Here is a 24341-nt window from a genome sequence, read left to right on the forward strand (position 1 = left end):
CGGTCATTTCGGCTGGGCGACTACGCGCAGGTACGGTTTCAGTGTCTTGTAGCCGTCCGGGTACTTCTTCTTCGCGTCTTCGTCGGAGACCGAGGTGGGGATGATCACGTCTTCACCGGGGCGCCAGTTCACCGGCGTCGCCACCGTGTGCTTGGCGTTGAGTTGCAGCGAATCCAGCAGGCGCAGCACTTCGTCGAAGTTCCGGCCGGCGCTCATCGGGTAGATCAGCATCGCCTTGACCTTCTTGTCCGGGCCGATGATGAACACCGAACGCACCGTGGCGTTGTCCACCGCTGTGCGCGGGCCAGCGCTGGCATTTGGGTGGATCATGTCGTAGAGCTTGGCCACCACCAGGTTCTCGTCGCCGATCATTGGGTAGTTGACCGCGTGGCCCTGGGTTTCCTCGATATCACCGACCCACTTGCGGTGGTCGCTGACCGGGTCCACGGACAGGCCGATCACCTTGGTATTGCGCTTGTCGAATTCGGGCTTGAGCTTGGCCATGTAGCCCAGCTCGGTGGTGCAGACCGGCGTGAAGTCCTTCGGGTGGGAGAACAGGATGGCCCACTGGTCACCGATCCACTGGTGGAAATTGATAGTGCCTTCTGTGCTGTCCACGGTGAAGTCGGGCGCTTCGTCACCAATGCGGATTGCCATGTAGGTCCTCCTTTCTGTCCGGCTGGAAGGGGCCGCCAACGCTTGGCGGCTATCGCGGCAGGCCCACGGGCTTGCCGGGTGTGAAAGTATAGGTCGGCCTCCCGAGCCTGCCCGGCGGGCAGTGGATCAGTGGTCATGCACCCCGGCCCGGGGGTGCTATTCCTACCTTGTGGAGGTCGTCGGAAACTCGCTGTCGACAGGGCCCGTGGCGCATTGCGCCGAATGGGCATGCATGGCGGGAAGAGTGGCGGCCTTCTTCCGGTGCACTGATCTCCGCAATCCTGACCGTCGCCCTGCAATCCAACAGGAGCGAAAGCATGGCTACGTTCATCACGCTGGCGAGCTTCACCGATCAAGGTATTCGCAGCGTCAAGGATTCCCCGGATCGGTTCGTCGCCTTCAAAGGGCTGGCCGAGCAGCTTGGCCTTTCGGTCAAGACCGTCTACTGGACGGTAGGCAGCTATGACCTGGTGCTGATAGTCGAGGGGGACGAGGAAGCGGCGACCACCCTGCTGCTTAAGACGGGTCAGTTGGGCAATGTCAGGACACAGACATTACGCGGTTACTCCGAGCAAGAGTTCCGGCGCCTGCTCAGCGGCCTGTAGCACGTCCTGCCCACGAATGGGGAGCAGCACCGGTGGCCGCTCCCCTTGGGCTCAAAGCGCGGAAGCTGCCTTGAGCAGGTACTGGCTGGTGGGCAGCACGTCGAGCTTGTCGAAGTCGATGAAACGGTTGCAGCTGTCCATCATCGCCGCCAGGTTTTTCTGGAATTTTCCTTCATCGCCCGCTGCATCGAAGAACGCCATGGGGTCGGTCATGGCGGCCGGCGGGAAGGCTTCCTCGACTATTGCGTCCACTGGCGCGGCCCCGTGGGTCAGGGCGCGCACCACCAGGTTCTGCACGTAGAGGAAGTTGTCCTGGGTGTCGATGGCCACGCGCGTGTGGTGATTACGCCAGATATCCAGCCAGGCATCGCGCGTAAGGCGCGGCGGACAGCAGAGGAAAGCGACTTGCGAAAAACCGTGGGTGCGCTGGCCAGGGTGGGCCGGGAAGCGGGTGTTGCGAATCGCCACTGACTCGCACACCAGGTAGGCCGCGAGTCGGCTGGAGACCGCGTTGAGGACGTCATCGAACGGGCGGCGGACCTCGTTGTTGGCACTGTCGGCCCAGAGCGACAACGTGGCGTCCGGCAACGGCCGGTTGTTCTCCTGCCGCAGGCCGGCTGCAGGGGCGACGTCGGCATCGGCCAGATTCACCTGCAGGCCCCGGGCCCCCAGCGTGAACAGCTGCTCGGCGACCACGCCGCGCAATTTCTGGGAGAAGCTTTCGACGCTGTCCTGCGGGGTACGCCACAAGGTGTAGATGATCTTTTCCACGGCAAGGTCCTTCGCGTTTTTGTGAATGTGTCCAGACCATGCGGCCTGGGCACGGGGCCCTGCATCGTCCGCCCGGACTAGCGGATGAGTGGCCGGTGGCATGGTCGAGGCGGTGCTAGCGTTAGTGGAGGGGACGTGCGGCCTTGGGGGCTGTGCCATTCCCTTGCAAGGCCATTCGCCCACAACCCTTGTACTCGAACCCGGTGCCGGTGGCACCGCCGGAGTGCGTGCGGCCCTGCCATAACCCATAACCCGCACGGAGGTGATAGCCATGGCCCGTACAACCCCCATCAGCCATTACCGCAACATCGGCATAGTGGCCCACGTGGATGCCGGCAAGACCACCACCACCGAACGGGTTCTCTATTACACCGGGGTCAACCACAAGATGGGCGAGGTGCACGATGGCGCCGCGACCATGGACTGGATGGTCCAGGAGCAGGAGCGCGGCATCACCATCACCTCGGCGGCCACCACGGCGTTCTGGAGCGGCTCGCGCAAACAGCTCGACAAGTTCCGCATCAACATCATCGACACCCCCGGCCACGTCGACTTCACCATCGAAGTGGAGCGCTCACTGCGCGTGCTGGATGGTGCGGTGGTGGTGTTCAGCGGCGCCGATGGCGTGGAGCCGCAATCCGAAACGGTCTGGCGCCAGGCCGACAAATACCACGTGCCGCGCATTGCCTACGTGAACAAGATGGACCGCGCCGGCGCCGACTTCCTGCGCGTGGTGGAGCAGATCAAGAAGCGCCTCGGCCACACCCCTGTGCCGATCCAGCTGCCCATCGGCCAGGAAGAGAACTTCAACGGGCAGATCGACCTGATCCGTATGAAGGCCATCTACTGGAACGACGCCGACCAGGGTGCCAGCTTCCGCGAGGAGGAGATTCCCGCCGAGTTGCGGGAGACGGCCGAACACTGGCGCAACGTGATGCTGGAAGCGGCGGCCGAGGCCAATGAGGAACTGATGACCAAGTACCTCGACGGGGGCGAACTTTCCGAAGAGGAAATCAAGACCGGCCTGCGCATCCGCACCCTGTCATGCGACGTGGTCCCGGCGGTGTGCGGTTCGTCCTTCAAGAACAAGGGGGTGCCCCTGGTGCTGGATGCCGTGGTCGAGTTGTTGCCGGCGCCCACCGAGATCCCCTCGATCCGCGGCACCCATCCGGACGACCCGGAGAAGGAAGACGAACGTCATGCCGATGACACCGAGCCCTTCTCGTCCCTCGCCTTCAAGATCGCCACCGACCCCTTCGTCGGCACCCTGACCTTCGTTCGCGTCTATTCCGGCGTGCTGAGCTCGGGGGATGCCGTGCTCAATTCGGTGAAGGGCAAGAAGGAGCGCGTTGGCCGCATGGTACAGATGCACGCCAACCACCGCGCCGAGATCAAGGAAGTCCGCGCCGGTGACATCGCCGCGTTGATCGGCATGAAGGACGTCACCACCGGCGACACCCTCTGCGACTTGAACAAACCGATCATCCTCGAGCGCATGGACTTCCCCGAGCCGGTGATTTCCATCGCCGTGGAACCCAAGACCAAGGCTGACCAGGAAAAGATGGGCATCGCCCTCGGCAGGCTGGCCCAGGAAGACCCCTCGTTCCGGGTCAAGACAGACGAAGAAACCGGACAGACCATCATCTCCGGCATGGGCGAGTTGCACCTGGACATCATCGTCGACCGCATGAAGCGCGAGTTCAACGTCGAGGCCAATACCGGCAAGCCCCAGGTGGCGTACCGCGAGACGATCCGCAAGACCTGCGAGATCGAAGGCAAGTTCGTTCGCCAGTCCGGCGGTCGCGGCCAGTACGGCCACTGCTGGATTCGCTTCGCGCCAGCGGACGAAGGGCAGGAGGGGCTGGTCTTCATCAACGAGGTGGTAGGTGGCGTCGTTCCCCGCGAGTTCGTCCCGGCCATCCAGAAAGGCATCGAGGAGCAGATGAAGAACGGCGTGCTCGCCGGCTATCCGCTGATCGGCCTGAAGGCCGCTGTGTTCGACGGTTCCTACCACGACGTGGACTCCAGCGAGATGGCGTTCAAGATCGCTGCCTCCATGGCCACCAAGCAGCTCTCTCAGAAAGGCGGCGCAGTGTTGCTGGAACCTGTGATGAAGCTGGAAGTGGTGACGCCGGAGGATTACATGGGTGACATCATGGGCGACCTCAACCGCCGCCGCGGCCTGATCCATGGCATGGACGACGGCGTCTCCGGCAAGATCATCCGCGCCGAAGTGCCCTTGGGCGAGATGTTCGGTTACGCCACCGATGTGCGTTCCATGTCCCAGGGCCGGGCCAGTTTCTCCATGGAGTTCGCCCGCTATGCCGAGGTGCCGGCGAGCATTGCCGAGGCGATCGTGAAGAAATCGGGTTGATGGGGCGGCTGTACCTTGTAGGAGCGAATTCATTCGCGAATGGCCGCGACGCGGCCCCTGAGTCCACTGGGCGAGCCTTCGGCCCGCTTTCGCGAATGAATTCGCTCCCACAGGGTTCATTGCCAGACAAAAGAAAAACGGGCCGGAAGGCCCGTTTTTCATTCCTCACTCCGCTGCTCAGGTCAGTCCTTCTGTTTGCGGAAGTAGGGAATCACGTGTTCGCCGATGTTCTTCAGCGTCTCGATCTGCGCCCACTGCGGCACGGTGCCCATCTGGCAGATGAAGAGGATTTCGTCGGCGCCGGCGTCGATCAGGCGCTGCACGTAGCCGATGCAGTCCTTCACGGTGCCGTAGGCATGGTTGGGGTTCATCATCGCCATGGTCGGGTCGGAGAAGTCCACGGTGACTTCCTCGGAGGCGAAGCGCGACTTGATCACCGCCTGGCCGTTGCCGTCGACGAAGGTGTCTTCCTTCCATTTCTCCGGGTCCGGGCGCTCGCCGCCGGCGTACCAGTAGGCCAGGGATTCCATGAAGTAACGCTGGCCACGGATGCCGATGTGGCGAGCCTTCTCGTTGTCGTCCAGGACGATGGCCGGGCACAGGGCGGCGATGTGGCGGTTGGGGCGGAATCCCACCTGGTTCTTCTCGTCGCGGTTGTCCCAGGCTTCGTGGTACACGGCCACTTTCTTGGCGATCTCCTCGGGGCCGCCGAAGCCCAGCACCAGGGCGCCCATGCCACGGCCGCCGGCGTTCTTCAGCGACTCGGTGTTGGTGCAGGCCAGGTACATCGGCGGGTGCGGGTCCTGGTAGGGCTTGGGATGGATCGGGCGTTTCGGGATCTTCACGAAGTCGCCGTTATGTTCGATCTCGTCCTGCACGAACATCTTCGGGATCAGGTACATGGCCTCGTCGATCTGCGGCTGCAGGGTCGCCAGATCGTAGCCAAAGGTGCCGGCCTCCTGCTGGGTACCGCCCTTGCCCACGCCGAAGTGCACACGGCCCTTGGACAGCAGGTCGAGGGTGGCGATGCGCTCGGCCACCTTTACCGGGTGGTTCATGGCCGGCGGCAGGCAGACCACGCCATGGCCGATACCAATGCGCTCGGTCTTGCCGGCGACGAAGGCGAGCATGGTTTCCGGCGCCGACATGTGGGAGTAGTTGGTCAGCGCGGTGTGTTCCACGCACCAGAAAGTGTCGAAACCGAGTTTGTCGGCGAGCACTGCCTGCTCGACGGTTTCGTCGAAGATGCGACGGTCGCCTTCGCGGGTGGAATCGATCGTCTGTGCCTCGTAGATCAGGGAGAATTTCATGCGCTTGGCCCTTCTTGTTCTTCGTTCGGTCAACCCGCAGATGCCGGGTCTTGAGCGCATGGTGTGGGATCGAAAAACGGCCTGAATCCCCCAAAGGGACTAGTCATCTTGGTGCCCCGCAAAGCACGACGCCCGCGCGGGGCGGGCGTCGTGGCGAGGCGGGTTCGCCAGCAAGCTGGCGCCTACGTAGGAGCCGGCTTGCTGGCGGATCGCGATTTCAGAGGAAGAAGTCGGTGCTATCGAGCCCCATCCCCACGCCGCCCAGGTTGAGGGCGTACTTGCCCGGGCAGTTGGCCACGTGGGCGCGCCCGGTATGGATATCGCGGAAGGCGCGGTTGATGCCGTGCTGGCGGAAGATGGTGGACGCGCCGCTGTTGTACATCAGGGCTTCCACCGCCTGGGCGCATTTGTCCGGGACTATCGCCGAGTCGTAGCGCATCTTCACCCGCTCGGCCATGGTCAGCGCCTCGCCCGCCCTGGCGCGCTGCATCATCAGGTCGAAGTTGCGCAACAGCACTGTGCGGCACTCATCCACCGTGACCATGGCATTGGCCAGCGCGGTCTGCGCGCCTGGGTCCTGGATGATCTTGCGCCCGTCGTTCACCCCGACGCGGCCCTTGTTGGCCTCGATGAACAGGTCGATGGCCCCTTGCAGCGCGCCGATGGTGGAAGAGGACACCGCACGCACGAAGATCTGCCCGAAGGGCAGGCGGAACAGCGGGTCGGTGTTCACCGCGTTGCCTGGGCTGTTTTGCAGGAAGCCATCGATGGAACGGTGGGTGCGGTGCTCGGGTACGAACACGTCCTCCACCAGTACGTCATGCGAGCCGGTGGCTTCCAGGCCCATCACGTCCCAGTTGTCGACGATGTTGTAGTCCTGGCGCGGGACCAGGAAGGTGCGGTAGTCCGGTCCGTCGCCTTCCTTTTCCGGCGGCACCATGGCGCCGAGGAAAGCCCACTGGCAGTGCTTGCTGCCCGAAGAGAAGCCCCAGCGGCCGCTAAGGCGGAAGCCGCCGTCGATGCGGGTGACCTTGCCCACCGGCATGTACGAGGAGGAGATCAGTACGCTCGAATCCTGGCCCCAGACATCCTGCGCGGCACGGTCGTCGAACAGCGCCAGCTGCCAGTTGTGGATGGCCACCACCCCCAGAACCCAGGCGGACGACATGCAGCCTTCGGCGAGGGTCATCTGCACCTCGAAGAAATCACGCGGCTCCAGTTCGTAGCCCTCCCAGCGTGCGGGCTGGAGGATGCGGAAGAAGCCCGCTTCCTGGAAGTCACGGATGGTCTCCTCGGGGAGCTGGCCGCTCTTCGCGGCCAGTGGCGCGCGTTCGCGCAGCACCGGCACCAGCTCTCGGGCACGTTGTTTCAGGCGTTGGCGGATCAGGTCGTGGTCGAGCATGTTGTTGTTCTCCTGTTGAAGGCTTTTCCACCTATCGCCGGGCATTCAAACAACGGGCAAGTGGGCGGGCATCCCTCAAACGGACCATATGCACGAGCTCGGAGCTGCCTGATTGCACGGACTGCTCTTCTGTAGGGGCGAATCAATTTGCCCCTACAGGGAGTTCGCCTGGCGGGCCCTCGCTTTGCCTAGTCCCCTCGGACGATGTTGCCCGCCCGGCCCTGGCGAAGAATCGGCTCCACTTGAGAACAACAAGAGGGCAGTGCGATGAGCCAGGCCGATCTGAAAGGCGAGATGCTCCAGGCGATGCGTCGTCTGGCCAAGTCCGTGACCATCATCACCACCAGCAACGGGCAGGAGCGGTTCGCCATGTCCGCCACGGCGGTGGATTCGCTTTCAACCGAGCCGCCGTCGCTGCTCATCTGCGTGAACAAGACCGCCTCCCTGCACAACGTGCTGGATGCCGGTGCGGACTTCTGCGTGAACATCCTCGGCCTGGAGCAGGAGGAGCTGTCCCACCTGTGCAGCGGCCCGGTGAAGGGCGAGGCGCGCTTCCAGCAGGGCGACTGGCGCAGCAGTGTAGGCGGCATTCCCTACCTGGGCGATGCCCAGTCCGCCATCCTCTGCCGGCAGGACGGCAAGTTCAGCTACGGCACCCACACCATCTTCATCGGTCGCATCGTGGAGATTCACAACAGCGCTGAAATCAGTCCGCTGGTCTATCTCAACGGCGCCTACACCACCACGGCATCGTCCCTGGCTGTAGCGAACTGAGGACTGCCCATGACCGCCATGGAGCAGAGTCCTGAAGCGCCGCTGCGGGTGCGTGACGCCACGCAGCTGGCCTGGAATGACAGCGCCGACCTGCTGGTGGTCGGCTTCGGTGGCGCCGGCGTCTGTGCCGCCATCGAGGCGGCCAGCCAGGGCGTTGCAGTCCTGGCCCTGGAGCGCTTCGCCGGCGGTGGCGCCACAGCGCGTAGTGGTGGCGTGGTCTACGCCGGAGGCGGTACACCGCAGCAGGCCGAGGCGGGCGTGGAGGACTCTCCCGAAGCCATGTACGACTACCTGCGCCAGGAAGTGGGCGACGCTGTGTCCGCCGATACGCTGCGGGGGTTTTGTAACGACAGCCGCGTCAACCTGGCCTGGCTGGAGCGCCATGGCGCTGCCTTCCAGGGTAGCGTGCCACCGCTGAAAACCTCCTACCCCAGCGACCAGTATTTCCTCTACTACTCCGGCAACGAGGCGGTGCCGAGCTACGCCGCCAAGGCGCGTCCGGCACCTCGAGGTCACCGCGCCCTGGGCTCGGGGATGTCCGGTATCAATCTGTTCCGTCCGCTGGCGGCCAGCGCGCAGCGCCTGGGTGTGCGCGTGCAACGCCAATGCGAGGTCCGGCGGTTGGTGGTGGACGACTCCGGTGCCGTGCTCGGCGTCGAAGCCTGGGGCCTGCCGCTGGACAGTGGCGCCGCGAAAAAGCATGCACGCCTCAGTCGCTGGACCGATGCCATTCATCCTTATGCTCCAGCGCTTGCCGATCGCCTGCGACGCAAATTGCGTGCGCTGGAGCTGGCTCATGCCGAGCGCCGACTGATCCGCGCCCGGCAAGGTGTGCTACTCAGTGCCGGTGGTTTCGTATTCAACCGCGCGATGCTCACGGTACACGCGCCGCGCTACCTCGACGGCCTGCCGCTGGGGACCAGTGGTTGCGATGGCAGCGGCATCCGTCTCGGCCAGAGTGCCGGCGGGCGCACCGCGCGCATGGAGCGGGCCAGCGCCTGGCGCTTCATCAACCCGCCGCTGGCCTGGGCCCGTGGCCTGATCGTCAATGCCGAAGGCCGCCGCTACTGCAACGAAGAGGTCTACGGTGCCAGGCTCGGGCATGCCATGGTGGAGGAGCAGGGCGGTCGCGCCATCCTCATTCTCAACCGGGCGCTGATCAAAGAAGCCTACGCCCAGGTCGGACCGGGCAAGGTCTGGGCCTTCCAGCGCTTGCCGGCGGTGCTCAACATGCTGTGCAACGCCCGTCGTGGCCGTAGCCTCGCCGAACTGGCGGAGCGCAGCGGGCTGCCGCCGGCGAACCTCGAACGCACCGTCGCCGCGTACAACGCCGCAGCGAGGGGGGATCGCGAAGACGAACTGGGTAAGTCGAGGGCGTTCCTGGCCCCGCTGGACGAAGGACCCTGGTACGCCCTGGACCTCTCTTTCGACAGCAAGCTCTTCCCCTGTCCGGTGATCACCCTCGGCGGCCTCACCGTGTGCGAACGCAGTGGCCAGGTGCTGGGGAATGACGGCTATCCCGTCCCCGGCCTGTTCAGCGCCGGCCGCAATGCGGTGGGTGTCGCATCCAATTTCTATGTGTCCGGCCTGTCCCTGGCCGACTGCGTCCACTCCGGACGACGGGTCGGTGCGCATGTGGCGGGCCTGGTTCGTGCCGCTCTGGCTTCCCAAGGAGAACAACAATGAAACGAGTCGAAGGCAAGGTCTGCATCGTCACTGGCGCCGCCAGCGGGGTAGGGCGCGAAGACGCGCTGCTGCTGGCCAGCGAAGGAGCGAAGGTGGTGCTCACCGACCTCAATGAAGAAGCCGGCCGCCAGGTGGCCGCCGAGATCGGCGCCAATGCGCTGTTCGTTCGCCAGGACATCGCCAGCGAAGCCGACTGGCAGAACGTCATCAAGCTGACCCTGGAGCAGTTCGGCCGCCTCGACGTACTGGTGAACAACGCCGCGATCCTCGCCATGGCCAGTGTCGAGGACACCAGCCTGGAGCTCTGGCAGAAGGTCCAGCGCATCAACAGCGACGGCTACTTCCTCGGCTGCAAGTACGCCATTTCGGCAATGAAGGACAGTGGCGGCGGTTCCATCGTCAACATGTCCTCGGTCGCGGCCCTGGGCGGCATGCCGGCCTTCTGCGCCTACTCCGCTTCCAAGGGTGCAGTGGCAGCGCTGACCCGCTCCGTAGCACTGCACTGCAAGGAGCAGGGCTACCGCATCCGCTGCAACAGCGTGCACCCGGACGGCATCAACACCCCCATGACACAGGCCCTGTCCGGTGGCCAGGCGATTCCCCAGGACGTGCTGGACCAGAATCCGAAGAACCGGATGTGCGCACCGCGTGATATCGCCAACCTGGTGCTCTTCCTCGCGGCCGATGAATCGCGCTTCATCAATGGCAGCGAGATGCGCATCGACAACGCGCAGACCGTCAGCGGCCTGCTTTGATCCGGAGATAGCGATGGGCAGCGTGCAGCCACTTGTGATCGAGCCGCAGCAGTCCGGCGCCTTCCAGCTGGAAGTGGCCGAGGTGATCAGCGAGACCCACGACAGCCGTTCGCTGGTGCTGCGGATTCCCGCCGGCCTGGAAACGCGCTTCCACTACAAGGCGGGACAGTATCTGGGCTTTCGCGTGGTGCTCGGTGGCAAACGGCTGACGCGCTGCTATTCCATGTCCAGCTCGCCGGATTGCGACACCTTGCCCAAGGTCACGATCAAGCGAGTCGACGGTGGCCGGGTGTCCAACTGGTTCAACGACCAGGTGCGCCCCGGCGACCTGCTGGAGGTGCTGCCGCCCGCGGGGCATTTCCATCTGCGTCCCGGTACGCATGACCTGGTGCTGTTTGGCGGAGGATCGGGGATCACGCCGGTGTTCTCCATCCTCAAGTCGGCGCTGAAGACCAGCGGTCGCCGCATCAAGCTGGTGTACGCCAATCGCGACGAGGCATCGGTGATATTCCGCGATGAGCTCAAGGCGCTGGCCAAGGCCCATGTGGAGCAGCTGGAAGTGGTTCACGTGCTGGACTCGGTGCAGGGATTCCTGAGCCAGGGCGAGGTACGCCAGCTGGTGCGTGGTCATTCCGGTGCGGAGTTCTACATCTGTGGCCCCGGCCCCTTCATGGATACCGTGGAGAACGCGCTTCTGGGGCTGGGCGAGGCGCGCGAGCGCATCCATGTGGAGCGTTTCGTCTCGCCGCCCGATCCAGATGCGCAGGTAGCAGTGCCGGCTGCAGTTGGCGTCGAAGCGGAGCAGCTGCTGGTGGAGCTCGACGGCCAGCTCAGCGAAGTGCCCGTGCAATCTGGCGAGACCCTGCTGCAGAGCATGCGCAATGCAGGTCTCGATGCGCCTTACTCCTGCGAGGAAGGCTTCTGTGGCGCCTGCATGTGCAAGGTCGAAGAGGGCGATGTTGTGCTCTCGCGCAACGATATTCTCAGTCCTGCGGAACTCGCCGAAGGCTGGACCCTGGCGTGCCAGGGCCGTCCGGGCAGCGCGCGGCTGAAACTGAAGTTTCCGGGGTGACAGCCGGGGGCTACCGCCCTAAGTGGTGGTATTGAGCGTGTATGTCTGTGCCTTTACACCCGGCTTCGGCCGGGTTTTTTATTTGTACGGCACGGGCTGAGTGTAGGAGCGAGCTTGCTCGCGAAAGACCGGATCCAGGAGGTTCCCGAGCAAGCTCGCTCCTGCAGGTGCGGTGCCCCCTCAAGGGAACGAGGCGTAGTCCCAACGGACGATCACTCCTGCCCGTACCAGCGGTAGACTCCGCCGAAAGCCCCATTCCAAGAACAAGCAACGAGGTTTCCCATGGCACGTCTGTCTAGCAAGGTTGCGGTCATCACCGGAGCTGCATCAGGTATCGGTCTGGCCTGTGTTCGTCGTTTCGCCGCCGAAGGCGCACAGGTAGTCGGACTGGATGTGGGCGAGCCCCGCGCGGATGTCGCCGCAAGCCTGGAAGGGCTAAGCCCGGCGCCGGTGTTCATGAGCCTCGATGTGCGCGACGAAGCACGGGTGCAAGCGGTAATGGATGAGGTGGCGAAACGCTTCGGGCGCATCGACGCCCTGGTCAATGCCGCCGGCATCGCCAGCCGTGGCAGCATCACCGAGACCACGACCGAGGAATGGCGCCGCGTCCTGGATATCCACCTGACCGGCTCCATGCTCACCAGCCGCTACGCATTGCCGCAGATGCTTGCCCAGCGCAGTGGCTCGATCATCAATTTCGGCTCGATCTTCGGTCTGCAGGGCTGCGACGGCAACGCTGCGTACAACACCGCCAAGGGCGGTATCACCCAGCTGACGCGCTCCATGGCCATCGACTACGGCCACGCGAACATCCGCGTCAACGGATTGTGCCCGGGGCTGATCGATACACCCATGACCCAGATGGTGAAAGAGCAGAAGGAATTCCATGCCTACTTCGCCTCGCAGCACATGCTCTGCCGTGCCGGCCAGCCGGACGAAGTGGCCAGCGTGGCGCTGTTCCTCGCGTCTGACGACGCCTCCTTCGTCAGCGGCCAGATGATCGCGGTGGACGGCGGCTTCTCCGCCGGACGTCGCTTCGCCCCGCCACAAGCCTGACTTCATTGCCTTGACCACGGCCGGGTTCTCCCGGCCGCTGCCCCGTCTCGCCCCGAGAAAAGCCCATGACCGACCTGGAAAGCGCCCTGACCATCCCTGAACTGCTGGCCGCCGCCGCGAGCCGCTACGGCGAGTCCATGGCCATCGAGGACGATGGCACCCGCCTCAGTTATCACCAGCTCGACCGACTGCGTCGCCAGGCCGCCCGCGCCTTGCTGGCGCTGGAGGTGCAGGCCGGCGAGCGCGTGGCGATCTGGGCGCCGAACATCCACGAATGGATCGTCGCGGCTATTGCCCTGCAGAGCGTGGGCGCGGTGCTGGTACCGCTGAATACGCGGATGAAGGGCAGCGAGGCGGGTTTCATCCTGCGTGAGAGCGGCGCCAGCCTGTTGCTGGTGGTTGGCGAGTTCCTCGGTACCCGCTATCCGGCGCTGCTGGACGACGAGTCTCTCCCGGCGCTGCGTACGCGCATCTGCCTGCGTGGCGAGGCACCGGGTTGCCTGGGCTGGGACGAGTTTCTCGCTTTGGCCGCCGAGGTTTCACCGGCAGAGCTGGCGGTGCGCGAAAACCAGGTGCAGCCGCAGAGCCTGTCGGACCTGCTGTTCACCTCAGGCACCACCGGCAAGCCCAAGGGGGTGATGACCGCCCACGGCCAGAACCTGCGCATCGTGCGTGACTGGAGTGCGATGGTCGGACTACGTCCGGGTGATCGCTACCTGATCGTCAACCCGTTCTTCCACAGCTTCGGCTACAAGGCCGGCTGGCTGGCGGCGCTGATGCGGGGTTGCTGCATCCTGCCGCAACAGGTGTTCGACGTGCCGGTAATGCTGGAGCGCGTCGCTCGCGAACGGGTGAACGTGTTGCCCGGTCCACCCACGCTCTATCAGTCGATCCTGGCCTTCCCCGAGCGCGAGCGCTTCGATCTTTCCAGCCTGCGGGTGGCGGTGACCGGCGCAGCCTCGGTGCCTGTGGAAATGGTCCGGCGCATGCGCAGCGAACTGGGCTTCGAGACCATCGTCACCGCCTACGGCCTGACCGAGGCCTGTGGCTTTGTCACCATCTGCCGTCCGGGCGATTCCGCCGAACGGGTGGCCACCACCTCAGGCCGCGCGTTCCCGGACGTGGAAGTGCGCTGCGTGGACGCTGCCGGCAATCCGGTCGCGCCGGGCGAGCCCGGTGAGCTGCTGGTGCGCGGCTACAACCTGATGCAGGGCTACTTCAACAACCCCGAGGCGACGGCCGAAGCCATAGATGCCGACGGCTGGCTGCACACGGGTGATGTCGGTGTACTCGACGAGCACGGCTACCTGCGCATCACCGACCGCATCAAGGACATGTTCATCACCGGTGGCTTCAACGTGTACCCGGCGGAAATCGAGCAGGTGATCCTGCGCTATCCGGGGGTGGCCCAGGCGGCGGTGATTGGCATTCCCGACGAGCGTCTGGGGGAAGTGGCCATGGCCTTCCTGTTGCCGGCTACTGGCCAGGCGCTGGATACCGGAGACTTCCTCATCTGGTGCCGCGAGCAGATGGCCAACTACAAGGTCCCGCGCCGCGCCCAGGTGGTGGAGGCGATGCCGTTGAATGCGGCGGGCAAGGTGACCAAGGACGCGCTGCGAAATTTGGCCTCATAGGGACTCCGGGGGGAAGTTGCAGGAAGCGAGCTTGCTCGCGAACCGCCCGAGCGCGATCTTTCGCGAGCAAGAACTCGGTGTCCCCCTCGCTCCTACACAAGACCGTGTCGGGATCCAGGCGCGAGGGGATTACCGCCTCTCTCAAGCCAGCGAAGCCACGCTGTTCAGCAAGGTCTTCACCAGTTGCGCCTGGCGCGTGGCGCCGGTCTTGGCGAACACGCCGCGCAGGTGCGCGCGCACGGTGTTGCGCGATACGCCAAGCCGCTCGGCGCTTTCGTCGAGAGTCAGGCCATCCATCATCAGCATCGCCACTTCGCTTTCCGTGCGTGTCAGTTGGAACAGGCTGCGCAGCAGGCAGCGCGAAGCCTGCGGGGAGTCGCCCGGATTGCGGATGAACACGGCCACGGCCGGCCGTCGGGCGTTGCCCTGGCCTTCGTAGTTCAGGGCAATGGGCCGTAACAGCAGGTTGAGCGGAACCTCACCCGTAGGGCGCGCCAGGGTCAATACCTCGATGCAGTCATCCCGGCCGTGCTGGTGCTGCTGCAGCATGCTCTGGATGGTCCGCTGCAGATTGCGGTTGTCCTGTCCGGCGAAGGCCCGCAGCTTGTCCTGATTGCACTCGAGGCCATCCTGGGCGGCGAACAGGCGCTGGGCGGCCTGGTTGCTGCGCATCACCTTGCCGGTCTGGTCGAGGATGGCGGTGCCCACCAGCAGACGGTCGATAGTGGCGGCATAGAGGCGGCGTTCGGAGTCCAGTTGGTCGACCGTCGAGTGGAGGTCCACGGCCTGTTGCAGGTGTGGCAGCAGCAGACGCACCAGGGCCTTTTCCGCGGTGTCGAAATCCCGTCCAGCATGCCCCCGGCAGGCGAACAGGGCGCAGTGCATGCCAGCCGCCGTCTGCATATTGGCCACGAGCACGTAGCGCAGGTCGAGCGGGTGCAGGTAGCCCTGGTAGAAGTCGTGAGCCAGCCAGTGTCCGGTCCCCAGCACCTGATCGGCGCTGACCACCTGGTCCGCGGGCCAGTCCAGGAAGGGGCAGATGGCGTAGTAATGCTCGCTGTAGGAGGGCTCGCCGGGCAGGTGCGGCCCGTGGATCGAGGCGTTGACGATCAACCCCGGCCGCTCATGGGCGGGATTGCGCAGGACCAGGGTCAGGTAGCTGGCGTCTAAGCGTCGGCGCAGCGCGTCCAGCAGGCTGGCCCAAGGCGTGGGTTCCAGCGGTCCGCGGTAGTTCAGCGCCAGTAGCTCGCTGAGTTCTGGGGCACTGATGCCCGCAAGCTCATGGGCATATCGAAGATCGTCCATCCTCGCCTCGCTTGTTGTGGTTGTCGGGCTGGATCGGCTGAGTATTGGCGGCACGGGCTGTGGACAAATCGTCCGTTCGGCCTAGTGGCGGCGAGGATCGATTCGGTTGGCTGGGAAATGTAGGAGCGAGCTTTGCTCGCGAACATCCGAGCACAGGACATTCGCAAGCAAGAACTCGGCGTCCCCCTCGCTCCTACAGGCCAAGGCCCATCAAGCGCGCGAGCTTAGAGCGACAGTAGGTACTCGACGATGCGCTCGGCGGCCGCTTCCGCTGATTCGCTTGCCGTGTCGATGCGGATGTCCGGCGCCAGTGGTGGCTCGTAGGGCGAGTCGATGCCGGTGAAGTTCTTCAGCTCGCCGCGCCGGGCCTTCTGGTAAAGGCCTTTGGGGTCCCGGCTCTCGGCCAGCTCCAGCGATGCGTCGATGAAGATCTCCAGGAACGCTCCTTCGCCTGCAAGACCACGTGCCAGTTCGCGTTCGGCGCGGAAGGGCGAGATGAACGAAACCAGTGTGAACAGTCCCGCGTCCAGCATCAGCCGCGCCACTTCGCCCACCCTGCGTATGTTCTCCACACGGTCGGCTTCGCTGAAGCCAAGGTCGCGATTCAGGCCGTGACGCACGTTGTCGCCGTCCAGCAGGTAGGTGTGCCGACCCAGTGCATGGAGCCTGCGCTCCACCAGGTTGGCAATGGTGGATTTACCTGCCCCGGAAAGGCCCGTGAACCACAGGATACGTGGCGTCTGCCCCTTCAGTGCGGCACGGGCCGGGCCATTCACGTCGACAGCTTGCCAGTGCACGTTCTGTGCGCGGCGCAGGGCGAAGTGCAGCATGCCGGCGCCAACGGTCTGGTTATTCAGCCGGTCGATGATGATGAACCCCCCGGTATCGCGGTTCTCCACATAGGGATCGAAGGCGATCGACTGGTCCAGGCTCAGGTTGCACACCCCGATCTCGTTGAGTTCCAGGGTCCTGGCCGCGAGTTGCTCGAGGTTGTTGACGTTGACCTTGTGCTTGAGGGTGGCGCAGCTCATGCCGAGCGTGCGGCAGCCGATCTTCATCAGGTAGGGACGGCCGGGCAGCATGGCCTCCTCACCCATCCAGACCAGGGTGGCTTCGAACTGGTCAGCCACGGCGGACGGCGCATCGGCGCGGACGATCAGGTCGCCACGGCTGATGTCGATCTCGTCTTCCAGGGTCAGGGTCACGGCCTGGCCGCAACTAGCTTCCTCTTGTGCGCCGGCCATGCCGAGGATACCGGCAACGCGGCTCTGCTGGCCGGAGGGCAGGACGCGGACGCGCTCGCCAATGCGGATGGCTCCCGCCGCGACGTTGCCGGCGAATCCGCGAAAGTCGAGGTTCGGCCGGTTCACCCATTGCACCGGCAGACGGAAGTCGGCACCGGGGCGGGCTGCTTCAAGGGGGGCGTTCTCCAGGTGCTGGAGTAGGGTCGGCCCTTGGTACCAGGGCATGTTGGTACTGGTCTCCAGGAGGTTATCCCCCTTGAGAGCCGACATCGGGATGCACTGGATATCGGTCAATCCGAGTTGTGCGGCGAAGGCGCGGTAGTCGGCCTCGATGCGGGCGAAGACGTCCTCCGAATAAGCCATCAGGTCCATCTTGTTCACCGCCACCAGGACCTGGCGAATGCCCAGTAGAGACACCAGGTAGCTGTGCCGGCGGGTCTGCTGCAGCAGGCCCTGGCGGGCGTCGATGAGGATCACTGCCAGGTCGGCGGTAGACGCGCCGGTGACCATGTTGCGGGTGTACTGCTCATGGCCGGGGGTGTCTGCGACGATGAACTTGCGTTTGTCGGTGGCGAAGAAGCGATAGGCCACGTCGATGGTGATGCCTTGCTCGCGCTCAGCGGCCAGACCGTCCACCAGCAGGGCGAAGTCCAGCTCGCCGCCTTGGGTGCCGAGCTTTTTCGAGTCCACCTCCAGTTGGCCGAGCTGGTCTTCGAAGAGCACCTTGGTTTCGTACAGCAGCCGGCCGATCAAGGTGCTCTTGCCATCGTCGACGCTGCCGCAGGTGATGAAGCGCAGCAGGTCCTTGTGTTGTTGCTGCTCAAGGTACTGGTCGAGCTCGATTTTGGCGTTCATCAGAAATACCCCTCTTGTTTTTTCTTCTCCATGGAGCCGGCCGAGTCGCTGTCGATCAGGCGACCCTGGCGCTCGGAGGTACTGCTCACCAGCATTTCCTGGATGATTGCCGGCAGGTTGTCGGCCTCGCTGTCGATGGCGCCGGTCAATGGGTAGCAGCCGAGGGTGCGGAAGCGCACCTTGCGCAGCTCGGGGGATTCGCCGGGGAGAAGCGGCAGGCGCTCATCATCGACCATGATCAGGGTGCCGTCGCGGCGTACCACTGGGCGCTCCTGGGCGAAGTAGAGCGGCACGATGGGAATACCTTCGAGGTAGATGTATTGCCAGATATCCAGCTCGGTCCAGTTGGACAACGGGAACACCCGCAGGCTTTCGCCCTTGCGTTTGCGGGTGTTGTACAGGCGCCAGAGTTCGGGACGCTGCTGCTTCGGGTCCCAGCGGTGCTGCTCGGAGCGGATCGAGAACACGCGCTCCTTGGCCCGCGACTTTTCCTCGTCACGCCTGGCACCACCGAAGGCCGCGTCGAATCCATGCAGGTCCAGCGCCTGCTTCAGCCCCTGGGTCTTCCAGACATCGGTGTGCAGTGCCGAGCCGTGGGTGAAGGGGTTGATCCCTCGTTCCTGGCCCTCCGGGTTGATGTGCACCAGCAGCTCCAGGCCCAGGTTCCGTGCGGTCTGGTCGCGGAAGGCGATCATTTCGCGGAACTTCCACGTGGTGTCCACGTGCAGCAGGGGAAAGGGCGGTTTGCCCGGTGCGAAGGCCTTCATCGCCAGGTGCAGCATGACTGCGCTGTCCTTGCCGATGGAGTAGAGCATCACCGGGTTTTCACACTCGGCGACCACTTCGCGAATGATCTGGACGCTTTCGGCTTCCAGGCGTTGCAGGTGAGTCAGCATCGCTTGCCTCCTTGGGTGGCGCCGGCTCCACATGGTGCGAGCCGGCTTTTTTCCACGGTAGGGAATGCGTCGCCGGGGGTTCTTCGTCTGAGCGGACGAAGTTTCAGCGCTCCGTTGCGAACAGCGATTCGGCGCGCGCCTTGACCGCCAGGGCCACCGCATCGAAGCCCTGCTTGACCCAGGGACCGTGCAGCGCCATCACCTGGTCGGCGGTCGGGCCGAGGAACAGGTCGGTGGTGTGGTAGCGGCAGCTCTCCTTTCCGGTGGCCTCGATCACCTGCTCGCGGCGCGCGGCATCGGGATTGCTCGCGCTGGCGTGCATCTCCCAGGCCAGCAGGCGCGGCGGTTCGAAGCTGGCGAGCTGCTCGATCACGCGCAGTAGCTCGCCGGGGCGTGCGGGGTCGGGCAGGTACAGGTTCACTGGCTCGCCGAGCAGCAGGCTGGACTCCACTTTCACGGTGAAGGGGTTCCATTCGGGGTAGCGGTCAAGATCTACCAGGACCGACCAGACCAGTTCGGCGGGGGCGGCGATGTCCACGGTCAGCGATCTCACCAGGTTCTTTTCATCAGGCATCGGGGACTCCTCGGAATACAGGCACCGCACCGTGCGGCGCCGATCTGGCCGATGCTCCGCGCCCGCTGTCTCCAGTTCCTCGTCCGGGTGGACTAGCTGGTGCTGAACTGCAGGAGCGAGCTTGCTCGCGAAACCAACCCGCATTCGCCAGCAAGCGGGCTCCTACGTTATTAGTCCGCCCAGACGAAGAATCCTCGATCCCGCTCTCCCTAAGGTTTGTCCCGTGGCGGGTGTGCCGCCGGACCAGAGGAGAGCGAGATGGCCACAGATGGAATCGAACAGCAGGTAGTGAGCGGACAGGTCTGGAACGACTTCTGCGATCAGCTCAGGCGTGCCGGCGAGCAGGTTCTGCGGGCCGAGGCGCCGGCTGACGCACAGACCCGCGCGGAGGGCTTTCGTTACCTGACCCGCCTGTTGCGCATCGCCCTGGAGATGCATCTTGAGTTCGCCGACCCGGACTTTCCCGGCTTCTTCTCGCCCTCCCACGAGACGGCCAAGATCGGCGCCGACAACCCGGACAACCTCTACCAGTACGCGCGCCTCAATGGTGAGCGTCAGTACCGGGTCAGCGGCAACCGGGGCAGCGTTTCCTACCTCAGCTTCGGTACCCAGAAGGGCGGCTACGAAAGCGACGGCAAGATGATCCAGACGGGCTTCATCGATGCCAGCCAGCTGCAACTCGAGGCCGACGGCAGCTTCGAGATCATCCTCGGCCAGGAACCCGCGCAAGGAGGCAACTGGTTGCGCCTGGAGCCCGAGAGCAATGCACTGATCGTTCGTCAGACTTTCCTCGACCGTGCCAGCGAGCAGCCTGCGCAGCTGCGCATCGAGCGTCTGGACAGCCAGCAGAAGCCTGAACCGCTGGGCGCCGAGCGTTTGCAGCAGAGCCTGGGACGCGTCGCCAGCTTCGTCGAGAACACCGCGCGCCTGTTCGCCGACTGGGCCCAGGGTTACCAGACCCATGCCAACCAGCTGCCGCCGGCGGACCAGAAACTGTGCCAGGCGGTGGGCGGCGACCCGAACATCTTCTACTACCACGGCTACTGGTCATTGGCGGATGACGAGGCCCTGCTGATCGAGGTCGACCGCTTGCCGGACTGCGACTTCTGGAATCTGCAGATCAACAACTACTGGATGGAGTCCCTCGACTACCGCCACCACCGCATCTGCCTGAACAAGCATTCCGCGCAAGCCGACGCACGCGACGGGCTGCGCATGGTGCTGAGCCACCGCGACCCCGGCCTGCCCAACTGGCTGGAAACCGCCGGCCACGCAGAGGGTACCTTCTGCATGCGCTGGGTCGGCGCCAGCCAGCCCGTCCATCCCACCACGCGGGTGGTCAAGCTCGACCACCTCAAGGAGTTGCAATGACCAGCCTCATTCCCGCAGGTGACGATTTCTCCCTGGACAACCTGCTGGCCGAAGCCAGCAGTCGTGCCGGGGGGCTCGATGACTTCGGCCCGGGTAACTACCGCGAGGCGCTCCAGGTGCTGGAGGATGCCTTGCACAACGAGGCCCGGCTGTCGGCGCAGGGCAAGGCGTTGCTTCGGGAAAAGCTGGTGGCGCAGCTGGTGAATCGACTGGTGATCGAGGATCACTGCAAGCGCTATCCAGAGATCCTCCAGCAACCCATCGACGACCCGCTGGTGATCGTCGGCCTGCCGCGCACTGGCACCACGCTGTTGCAGCGCCTGCTGTCGGTGGACCCCCAGTTCAGCAAGGCGCAGTGGTGGGAGACCCGCTACCCGGCGCCGCTGGGCGGCGAAACCCTGGAGCAGCCGCGAGTGCGAATCGAGCGGGCCCGCGCCGAGGTCGCCGCGATGATCGAGTTCGTGCCGCAGATCCTGGCGATCCATCCGCTGGACGCCGAGCAGCCGGATGAAGAGTTCATGCTCATGGAGCATTCATTCCTCTGCGCAATGGATTCCTACGTCAATGTGCCGGCCTACACAGCCTGGCTCGACCGCCAGGACCAGACTCAGGTCTACGCGTACTTGAAGAAGATGCTGCAGTTCCTGCAATGGCAGCAGGCGCGCCGCGGTATAGCACCGGGGCGCCGCTGGCTGCTGAAGAGCCCACAGCACCTGCACACCCTTGAAATCCTGTTGAAAGTCTTCCCGCGAGCGCAGGTGATCCTCACCCACAGGGACCCGGGCAAGACCGTTCCATCGCTGGCGAGCTTCATCCACACCCTTTGGCAGATCTACAGCGACCAGGCTGACCCGGCCGAGGTCGGCGAGCAGTGGAACAGCCGCATGGCCCGAGCTCTGCGCCACAGCATGACGGTGCGCGAAAACCACCCTGCCAGTGCGTTCTTCGACCTGCACTTCGAAGACACGGTGGCCGACCCGCTGGGCGTGGCCGAACGCATCTATCGATTCGCAGGCCTAGAGCTGACGCCTGTGGTGCGCGCCGCGATGGTGGACTGGCTCTCGCGCAATGGTCGCGAACAACGTGCGGCGCACCAGTACGACCCGGCTACTTTCGGCCTCGATGAGGCGCGCCTGCAACGCGACTACGGCGACTACCGCGCCCGCCACCTCGCCTGAACAGGCCGGTGCCGGTTCTTGTGTGTAGGAGCGAGCTTGCTCGCGAAGCAGGCTCCGAATTCGCGAGCAAGCTCGCTCCTACGAAAAAAGCAGATCGATAACAACAAAAGGACACGAACATGCTGCTGAACGACAAGGTTGTAATGATCTCCGGGATCGGCCCGGGAATGGGCATCAAGCTCGCGCTCGAATCGGCGCGTGAAGGTGCTCGCGCCGTGGCGATCTGCGCCCGCAATGAAGCGCGCCTGCGCGAGGCGGAGCAACGCATCCGCGCTTTGGGTACCGATTGCCAGGTGCTGTGGATGTGCACCGACGTGATTGATCCCGACGCCTGTCGCAGATTCGCCGAGGCAACGGTGGAGCGCTTCGGACGCATCGATGCCCTGGTCAACAGCGCTTATGCCCATGGTGGTTTCGAGTCCCTGGAAGGCTGTACCGACCAACTGCTCCAGGAAGCCCTGGATGTGAACCTGTTCGGCTCGCTGCACCTGACTCGGGCGGTGCTACCGCACATGAAGGCGCAAGGAACCGGTGCCATCGTCATGGTCAGCACTCTGGGCGTATTCAAGCCCTACGCAGGCGGCGGCGCCTATGCGATTTCCAAGGGCAGCCTGGCGGTGGCGGTGCGTTATCTGGCCTCCGAGCTGGCTGGGCACGGCCTGAGGGTGAATGGCCTGGCCTGTGGCTGGATGTGGGGTGAGCCGGTGCAGGCCCATGTGCGCACGGCCGCAGCAGCGCGTGGTGTCAGCGAAGAACAGGTGCGAGCGGAGTTCAGTGCGGGTATTCCCGGCGGGCGCATGCCGGGCGACGAGGAGTGCGCCCGCGCGGCCCTGTTCCTTGTCTCCGACTACGCCAGCGCCATCAATGGCGCGCAGCTGGATTCCAACGGCGGCGAGCTGATGCGCTGAGCACGGGGAGAGGAAGATGCTCGATCACTGTGCCTTCAACGGCGACGCCGACGGGCTCTGCGCCCTGCAGCAGTTGCGCCTGGCGGGTGAACTGGATGCGGATGTGCGCCTGGTCAGTGGTGTGAAACGTGACATCCGCCTGCTCGACCGGGTGCCGCCCAGTCCGGGTGGGCGGGTCACGGTGCTGGACATCTCCCATGAGCAGAATCGCGCGGATGTCCTGCGCCTGCTCGGTGCTGGTGCGCGCATCCGCTACTTCGACCACCACTTCGCCGGTGAGCTGCCCGCGCACCCGGCGTTCGAGTCTTTCATCGACACGGCGACCGACGTCTGTACTGGCCTGCTGGTGAATCGCTTCCTCGCGGGGCGCTTCCATCGCTGGGCGGTGGTGGCGGCTTTCGGTGACGGCATGAGTGGACCGGCCAGGGCCCTGGCCGGGCTCCACGGCCTGGAACCGGCGGAAATCAGCGCACTGGAAGAGCTGGGTTTGCTGCTGAACTACAACGCTTATGGCGACAGTCTGGACGACCTGCATTTCGATCCGCTGATGCTGGCGGCGGAGCTGGCGCCCTATGAAGACCCACTGGACTTCATTCGGCTCGGCGCCAGCTTCGCCCGCTTGCGTGACGGCTACGCGGTTGATATGGCGGCGGCTGCCCGACTCGACCCCTGGTATGCCGGGAATGGCGCGACGCTTTACCGCTTGCCGGAGGAACCCTGGGCGCGACGGGTAAGCGGGGTGCTGGCTAACCAGCTGGCATCGCGGGACCCGCAGCGCGCACTTGGCCTGTTGAGCGCGCGGGCCGACGGGGATTGGACATTCAGCCTGCGAGTACCCGCCGGAGCCAGCCTGGAAGCGGATGCCTTCTGCCGGGGCTTCGATGGTGGAGGGGGGCGCAAGCGCGCCGCTGGCATCAACCGTCTGCCAGCCGGGACTTTGCAGCAGTTCGCTGATGTCTTCCTTGGCAGCTTTCCTGGCGCGGCGCGGTAGCTTGGCGTGCATGCGAATCGCGGGATGGGCATCGTGCGACGTTCCGCCAACGATGCGCGGCGGCGCCTTCGGAGACGCGCTGTCTACAGCGCGAAACCGTCCCGCTCCATCCTTGCCAACAGGCCCTGCCAGAAGGGAAGTTCGGCGGTGTTGCCGACGCGTCTGAGTGCGCCGCCCTTCATCGCATAGAGCCCGTCGGCATCAAAGGCGTAGCGCAGGGCCAGGTCCTTGCGTCGGGAGGAGGGGAGGATGTCGTCCACCAGGTTGTCCAGCACCAGCGGCTCGGCATCCGGGGTTTCGTAGTAGGTCACCACCATGTGCGCCTGGTTCAGCTCCAGGGCTCGCGCATAAGTGATGCGCAGCTTGCTTGGGTCAACGCCCAGCTGCAGCAGGGTGAAGTACTTGGCCAGGGCGAAGTCCTCGCAGTCCCCGGCGCCTTTGGCCAGGGTTTCCACGGGCGTGGCCCAGTAGTCGCGACGCTGCCAGAGAGCGCTGTCGTCGGTGAAGCGCACCTGGCGATTGATCTGCCGGTTGACGGCTTCAAGCTGCTGTCGCTCGGTCAGGCGGTGGCCGGTTTCCAGCAGGTCGCGCCAGGCGTGCAGGCGGTCCTTGGCCGGACCGCTGCGGCCGAAGCGTTTTTCCGCCTTGCGCAGCACCGGGTCGACACTCCAGGCGGCCCTGGCGTCGCCAGCACCCAACAGCAGGGCGCCGCTGAAAACGGCGAGCGTGAGTAATTGCCAGGACAGGGGTACGCCGAAGCGGCGAGGAGCGGGCTTCTGCAACGGTTTGACTCTCCAGGGGAAAGCGGCCGGAGCCGGGTTCTACGGTGGATCAATCCGTTGAACGAATCACCGGCATAGGGAACACCCTCCGCCGGTTCAGGGATGTGGGAACACTAGGATCAGTGCGGTCGGTGCCGCAAG

21 protein-coding genes are annotated in these 24341 nt (G+C 64.7%); 12 read left to right on the forward strand and 9 right to left on the reverse strand.

Annotated elements, in window-relative coordinates:
• Window positions 1-3: 3 nt before the first annotated feature.
• A complete protein-coding gene (locus tag D6Z43_RS26845) occupies window positions 4-657 on the reverse strand; it encodes a peroxiredoxin (protein ID WP_120655007.1) in 654 nt (217 codons plus the stop codon).
• Between the two features lie 317 nt (window positions 658-974).
• Between D6Z43_RS26845 and D6Z43_RS26850 the strand changes: the two genes are divergently transcribed.
• On the forward strand, window positions 975-1262 hold the full coding sequence (locus D6Z43_RS26850; RefSeq protein WP_120655008.1) for a GYD domain-containing protein: 288 nt from the start codon (window positions 975-977) through the stop codon (window positions 1260-1262).
• A gap of 51 nt (window positions 1263-1313) precedes the next feature.
• Here the strand turns inward: D6Z43_RS26850 and D6Z43_RS26855 are convergent, their stop codons facing one another.
• Entirely contained in the window at window positions 1314-2033 is a 720-nt protein-coding gene (locus D6Z43_RS26855; protein ID WP_120655009.1) for an EthD domain-containing protein, read from the reverse strand.
• Between the two features lie 271 nt (window positions 2034-2304).
• On the opposite strand from D6Z43_RS26855, the gene fusA reads away from it, so the two are divergent.
• Window positions 2305-4407, forward strand: a complete 2103-nt coding sequence (fusA, locus tag D6Z43_RS26860) for an elongation factor G (protein WP_120655010.1) — start codon at window positions 2305-2307, stop codon at window positions 4405-4407.
• Window positions 4408-4589: 182 nt separating this feature from the next.
• On the opposite strand, the gene D6Z43_RS26865 is transcribed toward fusA, so the two are convergent.
• Together D6Z43_RS26865 and D6Z43_RS26870 are read right to left on the reverse strand one after the other, a co-directional pair.
• The gene (locus D6Z43_RS26865; RefSeq protein WP_120655011.1) at window positions 4590-5717 is read right to left on the reverse strand and encodes an LLM class flavin-dependent oxidoreductase; all 1128 of its coding nucleotides are present in this window, start codon (window positions 5715-5717) and stop codon (window positions 4590-4592) included.
• Between the two features lie 217 nt (window positions 5718-5934).
• On the reverse strand, window positions 5935-7119 hold the full coding sequence (locus tag D6Z43_RS26870) for a flavin-dependent monooxygenase (protein WP_120655012.1): 1185 nt from the start codon (window positions 7117-7119) through the stop codon (window positions 5935-5937).
• A 267-nt stretch (window positions 7120-7386) separates the two neighbouring features.
• Between D6Z43_RS26870 and D6Z43_RS26875 the strand changes: the two genes are divergently transcribed.
• From D6Z43_RS26875 to D6Z43_RS26900, 6 genes are all read left to right on the forward strand, one after another.
• Window positions 7387-7893, forward strand: a complete 507-nt coding sequence (locus tag D6Z43_RS26875) for a flavin reductase family protein (protein WP_120655013.1) — start codon at window positions 7387-7389, stop codon at window positions 7891-7893.
• Between the two features lie 9 nt (window positions 7894-7902).
• Complete coding sequence (locus tag D6Z43_RS26880; protein WP_120655014.1) at window positions 7903-9579, forward strand: FAD-binding protein; 1677 nt, start codon at window positions 7903-7905, stop codon at window positions 9577-9579.
• Complete coding sequence (locus D6Z43_RS26885; protein ID WP_120655015.1) at window positions 9576-10334, forward strand: glucose 1-dehydrogenase; 759 nt, start codon at window positions 9576-9578, stop codon at window positions 10332-10334. Before D6Z43_RS26880 ends, D6Z43_RS26885 begins: the two co-directional genes overlap by 4 nt.
• Window positions 10335-10347: 13 nt before the next feature.
• On the forward strand, window positions 10348-11406 hold the full coding sequence (locus D6Z43_RS26890) for a ferredoxin--NADP reductase (protein ID WP_120655016.1): 1059 nt from the start codon (window positions 10348-10350) through the stop codon (window positions 11404-11406).
• Window positions 11407-11688: 282 nt separating this feature from the next.
• Window positions 11689-12462: an SDR family NAD(P)-dependent oxidoreductase gene (locus D6Z43_RS26895; protein ID WP_120655017.1), complete on the forward strand. Its 774-nt coding sequence runs from the start codon at window positions 11689-11691 to the stop codon at window positions 12460-12462.
• A 65-nt stretch (window positions 12463-12527) separates the two neighbouring features.
• Window positions 12528-14096, forward strand: a complete 1569-nt coding sequence (locus D6Z43_RS26900; protein WP_120655018.1) for a FadD3 family acyl-CoA ligase — start codon at window positions 12528-12530, stop codon at window positions 14094-14096.
• Window positions 14097-14237: 141 nt separating this feature from the next.
• Here D6Z43_RS26900 and D6Z43_RS26905 read toward each other — a convergent pair whose 3' ends face one another.
• The 4 genes from D6Z43_RS26905 to D6Z43_RS26920 all read right to left on the reverse strand — a co-directional run bounded on the left by D6Z43_RS26905 (window position 14238) and on the right by D6Z43_RS26920 (window position 18970).
• Entirely contained in the window at window positions 14238-15401 is a 1164-nt protein-coding gene (locus tag D6Z43_RS26905) for a helix-turn-helix transcriptional regulator (protein ID WP_120655019.1), read from the reverse strand.
• A gap of 224 nt (window positions 15402-15625) precedes the next feature.
• On the reverse strand, window positions 15626-17500 hold the full coding sequence (cysN, locus tag D6Z43_RS26910) for a sulfate adenylyltransferase subunit CysN (protein WP_120655020.1): 1875 nt from the start codon (window positions 17498-17500) through the stop codon (window positions 15626-15628).
• Window positions 17500-18429 carry a sulfate adenylyltransferase subunit CysD gene (gene cysD, locus D6Z43_RS26915; protein ID WP_120655021.1) on the reverse strand — a complete coding sequence of 310 codons (930 nt, stop codon included), beginning with the start codon at window positions 18427-18429 and terminating at the stop codon, window positions 17500-17502. Before cysD ends, cysN begins: the two co-directional genes overlap by 1 nt.
• A 70-nt stretch (window positions 18430-18499) precedes the next feature.
• Complete coding sequence (locus tag D6Z43_RS26920; protein ID WP_120655022.1) at window positions 18500-18970, reverse strand: SRPBCC domain-containing protein; 471 nt, start codon at window positions 18968-18970, stop codon at window positions 18500-18502.
• 258 nt (window positions 18971-19228) lie between these two features.
• Between D6Z43_RS26920 and D6Z43_RS26925 the strand changes: the two genes are divergently transcribed.
• The 4 genes from D6Z43_RS26925 to D6Z43_RS26940 all read left to right on the forward strand — a co-directional run bounded on the left by D6Z43_RS26925 (window position 19229) and on the right by D6Z43_RS26940 (window position 23418).
• Window positions 19229-20341 (forward strand): DUF1214 domain-containing protein, encoded by a 1113-nt coding sequence (locus D6Z43_RS26925; RefSeq protein ID WP_120655023.1) that lies wholly within the window; start codon window positions 19229-19231, stop codon window positions 20339-20341.
• On the forward strand, window positions 20338-21519 hold the full coding sequence (locus D6Z43_RS26930) for a sulfotransferase (RefSeq protein WP_120655024.1): 1182 nt from the start codon (window positions 20338-20340) through the stop codon (window positions 21517-21519). The genes D6Z43_RS26925 and D6Z43_RS26930 overlap by 4 nt, the downstream gene beginning before the upstream one ends.
• A gap of 119 nt (window positions 21520-21638) precedes the next feature.
• Window positions 21639-22427 (forward strand): SDR family oxidoreductase, encoded by a 789-nt coding sequence (locus tag D6Z43_RS26935; RefSeq protein WP_120655025.1) that lies wholly within the window; start codon window positions 21639-21641, stop codon window positions 22425-22427.
• A gap of 16 nt (window positions 22428-22443) precedes the next feature.
• Window positions 22444-23418: an acetyltransferase gene (locus D6Z43_RS26940; protein WP_120655026.1), complete on the forward strand. Its 975-nt coding sequence runs from the start codon at window positions 22444-22446 to the stop codon at window positions 23416-23418.
• A gap of 83 nt (window positions 23419-23501) precedes the next feature.
• Here the strand turns inward: D6Z43_RS26940 and D6Z43_RS26945 are convergent, their stop codons facing one another.
• A complete protein-coding gene (locus D6Z43_RS26945) occupies window positions 23502-24200 on the reverse strand; it encodes a transglutaminase-like cysteine peptidase (protein ID WP_120655027.1) in 699 nt (232 codons plus the stop codon).
• Window positions 24201-24341 lie beyond the last annotated feature (141 nt).

The sequence above is a fragment of the Pseudomonas sp. DY-1 genome (assembly GCF_003626975.1).
GTDB lineage: Bacteria > Pseudomonadota > Gammaproteobacteria > Pseudomonadales > Pseudomonadaceae > Metapseudomonas.

Excerpts from the sequence above, each read along its gene's own strand:
- D6Z43_RS26845 (WP_120655007.1), bottom strand. The coding sequence starts at position 657 with ATGGCAATCCGCATTGGTGACGAAGCGCCCGACTTCACCGTGGACAGC.
- D6Z43_RS26850 (WP_120655008.1), top strand. The coding sequence starts at position 975 with ATGGCTACGTTCATCACGCTGGCGAGCTTCACCGATCAAGGTATTCGC.
- fusA (WP_120655010.1), top strand. The coding sequence starts at position 2,305 with ATGGCCCGTACAACCCCCATCAGCCATTACCGCAACATCGGCATAGTG.
- D6Z43_RS26865 (WP_120655011.1), bottom strand. The coding sequence starts at position 5,717 with ATGAAATTCTCCCTGATCTACGAGGCACAGACGATCGATTCCACCCGC.
- D6Z43_RS26870 (WP_120655012.1), bottom strand. The coding sequence starts at position 7,119 with ATGCTCGACCACGACCTGATCCGCCAACGCCTGAAACAACGTGCCCGA.
- D6Z43_RS26875 (WP_120655013.1), top strand. The coding sequence starts at position 7,387 with ATGAGCCAGGCCGATCTGAAAGGCGAGATGCTCCAGGCGATGCGTCGT.
- D6Z43_RS26880 (WP_120655014.1), top strand. The coding sequence starts at position 7,903 with ATGACCGCCATGGAGCAGAGTCCTGAAGCGCCGCTGCGGGTGCGTGAC.
- D6Z43_RS26885 (WP_120655015.1), top strand. The coding sequence starts at position 9,576 with ATGAAACGAGTCGAAGGCAAGGTCTGCATCGTCACTGGCGCCGCCAGC.
- D6Z43_RS26890 (WP_120655016.1), top strand. The coding sequence starts at position 10,348 with ATGGGCAGCGTGCAGCCACTTGTGATCGAGCCGCAGCAGTCCGGCGCC.
- D6Z43_RS26895 (WP_120655017.1), top strand. The coding sequence starts at position 11,689 with ATGGCACGTCTGTCTAGCAAGGTTGCGGTCATCACCGGAGCTGCATCA.
- D6Z43_RS26900 (WP_120655018.1), top strand. The coding sequence starts at position 12,528 with ATGACCGACCTGGAAAGCGCCCTGACCATCCCTGAACTGCTGGCCGCC.
- D6Z43_RS26905 (WP_120655019.1), bottom strand. The coding sequence starts at position 15,401 with ATGGACGATCTTCGATATGCCCATGAGCTTGCGGGCATCAGTGCCCCA.
- cysN (WP_120655020.1), bottom strand. The coding sequence starts at position 17,500 with ATGAACGCCAAAATCGAGCTCGACCAGTACCTTGAGCAGCAACAACAC.
- cysD (WP_120655021.1), bottom strand. The coding sequence starts at position 18,429 with ATGTGGAGCCGGCGCCACCCAAGGAGGCAAGCGATGCTGACTCACCTG.
- D6Z43_RS26920 (WP_120655022.1), bottom strand. The coding sequence starts at position 18,970 with ATGCCTGATGAAAAGAACCTGGTGAGATCGCTGACCGTGGACATCGCC.
- D6Z43_RS26925 (WP_120655023.1), top strand. The coding sequence starts at position 19,229 with ATGGCCACAGATGGAATCGAACAGCAGGTAGTGAGCGGACAGGTCTGG.
- D6Z43_RS26930 (WP_120655024.1), top strand. The coding sequence starts at position 20,338 with ATGACCAGCCTCATTCCCGCAGGTGACGATTTCTCCCTGGACAACCTG.
- D6Z43_RS26935 (WP_120655025.1), top strand. The coding sequence starts at position 21,639 with ATGCTGCTGAACGACAAGGTTGTAATGATCTCCGGGATCGGCCCGGGA.
- D6Z43_RS26940 (WP_120655026.1), top strand. The coding sequence starts at position 22,444 with ATGCTCGATCACTGTGCCTTCAACGGCGACGCCGACGGGCTCTGCGCC.